Here is a 4,376-nt window from a genome sequence, read left to right on the forward strand (position 1 = left end):
ACCAAATTGTTGGTACTCATACAGGATAGTCCGAATTTTCTCCTGTAATGTATAAAATCTTACCATTTAATTTTTGACATAGCCATAGTTTTAAAGAAATATCAAGACTTTTGGCGCGCAACTGTATATTTTATCGGGTTTCTACTAATTTAGTTTCAGATTTTTTAAAGCCGTTTCTGCTGCTCGTTTTTCTGCTTCTTGTTTGCGACGACCTCGACCGATACCGTATATTTTATCCAATACCGATACTTGGGCGGTAAATTTTTGGTTGGAATCGAGTTTAGATTCATCAATAATTTGATATTCAGGCTTGACTTGGTAATTGGCTAACGCCCATTGTTGAAAGCGATTTTTGCTATCTATAAAAGTTACGGTCGATTGAGTAGAATTATGACCCTCTCTCGAATTGACCAGAGTTTCTGCTAAAGGCTCAAATATTTCTAGAATATATTGACGAACCGCTTCAATTCCCGAATCGAGGAAATATGCACCTAAAATAGCTTCAAAGGTATCATTGAGTAAAGAAGGATTGTCTCTACCCCCATCTTTTGCCGTCCCTTTGCCTAGGTGCATTAATTCTCCTAAACCCAATTCATTGCCTAATTTTCCTAATTGTTTTTCGTCCACTAGTCGCGATCGCAAATGAGTTAATTGTCCTTCCTGAAGTTCGGGATAAGTTGTGTATAACATTTCAGCAATTACAAATCCTAAAACTGCATCTCCCAAAAATTCTAGTCTTTCGTTATCCGCACTTACAGTTATGTTTTCATTGGTATAAGAACGATGGGTTAAAGCCAAATCGAATAGAAGAGGATTTTGGAATGAGGGTAACTTTTTATTCATGAGAATAGCTAACAATTAAGGCGTTCGACACTTTAAACAAGAGCAAATATAAAGTTTTATCACAAAACCCGTAAATATAATTTACTACTGAGAAGTAATTAATAGTAATGTTCGATCGATATAGGAGTTTAAATAAATCATTATAAATGACCAGTAGTAATGACTTAGAGAGAGCGAAATATCAACAACTACAAGAGTTATTGAATAAATGTCAAACTAGCGATGACCTTCAACAGCAAGAGTCAATAATCAATCAAATTGTAGCTATAGTTTTGCGCTCGCGACCTCTATGTCGTCGATTTAATGGTACTCCCTTAAAAGGAGTATATCGGGAAATATACAATCGAGTAAAAGATCGGTTATACAATCATCTTCAAGAAGATTTAATCGGGTTTAGTAGTCAGGATAATATCCCCAATAAACCAAAAACAAAGCAAATCAAACCAGCTTATTTGTTTTTATTGCAAAAGCAGTTATTCAAACAAATATTGGATGACGAACAACTCAAACAAATGGGGTTAGCAGCCCAAAAATATCCAGTTAATAGCGAACTGAGAACCTATGCTTTAACAGAACTAATTGGAGGAATTAAACTATCTGGTAGATTATGTCGTCCCCATAGTAGTAAGTTTTCTTCAAGCTTGTACTTTACTCTCTATGAAGAAGCGATTGCAGAAACATTTGCTTATATCTGTCTCAATATAGATTTATACGATCCTCAAAGAGGAAATGGTAAGTTTATGAACTGGGTTAATTTTAAGTTAGATAAGCTAATTTTAAAATCCTATGCCAACGTTCAAAAATATGCCCGACATGAAATTGCTTTATTTGACGATTTAGAACAAACTAGCCAATCTCATAGTCATCTCGATTTAACAGAAATACTCAAAGAATATATCGCTTTAGACCCCGATCGCATTTTTACTACGGTTCATATTAGAAATAGACCAGATGCCAATTTTAGTACTATTGCCTTAGCTAAATTTGACCGCCGCAGTTGGGAGGAAATATCCGCAGCAATGGGTATACCAATTCCTACCTTGAGCAGTTTTTATAATCGCTGGTGTCGTCGTTTTACTCCTTTATTTAGAACAGAATTTAATAAATATCTTTAGACATTTAACAGAGATTCAAAAACAATGATAGATCGTCAAACTGAGTTATTTCAAAGTATCATCCCTCTCAAAACTCATGTTGAGGCGGAAAGATTTCGTCGCTATCAATCTCAAGGAAGCAAAGCCAAGCAAGTTTATCTCAATACTTTGGCAGTGTCAGCGGTAAATTATTATCTCAATTTCTTGGGATGGGCGACTAATCTTGAGGATAGTGATAGTTGGAATCCCCTCCTACAGACCATGATGGATGTTGCCGATCTCAAAATTCCTGGTTATGGCAAATTAGAATGTCGTTATGTTTTAGCAGGAAGTAGTGTAATTGAAATTCCTCCTGAAGTATGGTCGGAAAGAATTGGTTATGTAATCGTGAACTTAGATGAATCCTTAAAATCTTTTACAATTTTGGGGTTTTTACGACAGGTGACCCAAAGTCGATTGCCTTTGAGTAAGTTGGAATCATTAGCAAATTTTCCCAGCTATTTAAGCCAACAAAAACGCGCTACACCAATTCAACCGACTCGGATCGAGCGATGGTTTTTAGATCGTCAGGATAGTAATTGGCAAAAACCAGAGGAGTTACAGGCTGGCGATCTGACATTTAATTTTAGAAGTCCTCAAAAACCGCTCGATTGTTTGGAAAGTCAATGCCAAACAGAAATTAATCGAGTTAAGTCGATTTGCTTCAATGAGAATCTGACGATCGCTTTGATGTTAAACATACAGTCTCAAAGGGAAGCAGAATTTGATATTTCTTTGATCGTGTATAACGATCGCGCCAATAGTCTTTTACCCAAAGGTTTAGAGTTAATCGTTCTCGATGGAAACAGTTTTCCCGTAATGATTGCCCAAACTAACGAAACAGAAACAATTGAGTTTTGTTTTAGCGGTACTTTAGGAGAAAGCTTTAGTATTGAAATAGCTTGGGACGAACAAATTATGACAGAAAGTTTTATCATTTAATTTTTGATGGCAAAGCGTCCGATGACCAAATTAGTCATTCTTAAATTTAATGGAAATTTTCAAACGGGGTTTCAAGTTAGTTTAGACATCGGACAGGAAGGAAAACCTGTCGATCGGGGTTTTGCAGGAATTTTGCCCCCAGCACCAGAATTAATTGCCGCCTTGACTCTATGGCAACAAAAATACTCTCGTTTGGGTAGCAATAATCGGATCAAACCCAAGCAAGTTATTTTTGATGGCTCGATAGACCCCCAAAAACAATTAGTGGCAGCAGCTAAAAAGTTACAAGATCTGCTGCAAAACTGGTTGAATTCCCCTAGTTTTTATGAAGTTGACAAACATCTAAGAGAAGAACTAACTCGCTCTGAAGCAATCAGAATTATTATTTGTAGCGATCTCCTCGAAATTTATCAACTACCTTGGTGTTGTTGGGATTTATGGGAAACATATCCCCAATTGGAAATTGCCATTAGTAATTTCGACTTTAAACGCATACCAATAGCTCCCAGAGTTAAACGTCATAAAAAAGTTAAAATTTTAGCGATTTTAGGGGATAGTCAAGGAATAAATTTAGATGCCGACTGCCATTTCTTAGATTCTTTAGCAGGGGGTGAAGTTAGTTTTTTAGTCGAGCCTAATCGTCAAGAATTATACGCTCGCTTGTGGGAAGAAACTTGGGACATTGTTTTTTTTGCAGGACACAGTCAGACGGTAAATCGCCAAGGAGTTTTATATCTCAACCCAGAAGATCGATTAACCATCGAAGAGCTAAAACACGCCTTCAAACAAGCGATCGCCAATGGATTGCAGTTGGCAATTTTTAATTCCTGCGATGGCTTGGGAATAGCTGAAGAATTGGGCAAACTATTTTTACCCCAATCTATTGTTATGAGAATGCCTATCCCCGATCTGATGGCAAGAGAGTTTCTCAAAAACTTTTTGGAAGCTTACGCCCAAGGCAATTCTCTCTATTTATCCAATAAAAAAGCCAGAGCGCAATTGCAAGCCTGGAATAAACAATATCCCTATGCTAGTTGGTTACCCATCATTTATCAAAATCCCGCTACAATTCCTCCTGATTGGGTAAATCTGCACGCTCGACGGGGAGTACTAGCTCGCCTGGGAAAACTAACCCTCGACAAACAACTTTTTGCTTCTGGAATTTTAACGGCTGCATTGGTCTTAATTGCAGTAAGTCTGATTCAGTCTTGGGGATGGCTAGAAAAAAGCGAATTAAGAATTTACGATCGCTTGATGAGCTATCGTCCTCTATCCAGTCGCGAACAAAGGGTTTTAGTCGTGACGATTGACGACAGGGATATTGAATACCAAAAAAATCAAGGTATGGCTTTTAATATGCGCGGATCTTTGTCAGATATCGCTTTAGAACGGTTAGTTGCTAGGTTACAATCTGGGGGAGCAAAAGCGATCGCATCCGATGTAATTCACGATTTTCCT

The 4,376-nt window shown here is 37.4% G+C and carries 4 protein-coding genes; 3 read left to right on the forward strand and 1 reads right to left on the reverse strand.

Features of this window, described 5'->3' with window-relative positions; translation table 11 throughout:
- Positions 1 to 144: 144 nt before the first annotated feature.
- Positions 145 to 843, reverse strand: a complete 699-nt coding sequence (rnc, locus tag AC33VI_RS22585; RefSeq protein WP_491784515.1) for a ribonuclease III — start codon at positions 841 to 843, stop codon at positions 145 to 147.
- Between the two features lie 146 nt (positions 844 to 989).
- On the opposite strand from rnc, the gene AC33VI_RS22590 reads away from it, so the two are divergent.
- The 3 genes from AC33VI_RS22590 to AC33VI_RS22600 all read left to right on the forward strand — a co-directional run.
- Entirely contained in the window at positions 990 to 1,958 is a 969-nt protein-coding gene (locus tag AC33VI_RS22590) for a PHP domain-containing protein (protein WP_491784516.1), read from the forward strand.
- A gap of 24 nt (positions 1,959 to 1,982) precedes the next feature.
- Positions 1,983 to 2,918 carry a DUF1822 family protein gene (locus tag AC33VI_RS22595; RefSeq protein ID WP_491784517.1) on the forward strand — a complete coding sequence of 312 codons (936 nt, stop codon included), beginning with the start codon at positions 1,983 to 1,985 and terminating at the stop codon, positions 2,916 to 2,918.
- Positions 2,919 to 2,924: 6 nt separating this feature from the next.
- Positions 2,925 to 4,376 (forward strand): CHASE2 domain-containing protein (locus tag AC33VI_RS22600; RefSeq protein WP_491784518.1); only part of this gene is annotated, 1,452 nt, incomplete at its 3' end.

The organism is Waterburya sp. (genome assembly GCF_058530065.1).

Excerpts from the sequence above, each read along its gene's own strand:
- rnc (WP_491784515.1), bottom strand. The coding sequence starts at position 843 with ATGAATAAAAAGTTACCCTCATTCCAAAATCCTCTTCTATTCGATTTG.
- AC33VI_RS22590 (WP_491784516.1), top strand. The coding sequence starts at position 990 with ATGACCAGTAGTAATGACTTAGAGAGAGCGAAATATCAACAACTACAA.
- AC33VI_RS22595 (WP_491784517.1), top strand. The coding sequence starts at position 1,983 with ATGATAGATCGTCAAACTGAGTTATTTCAAAGTATCATCCCTCTCAAA.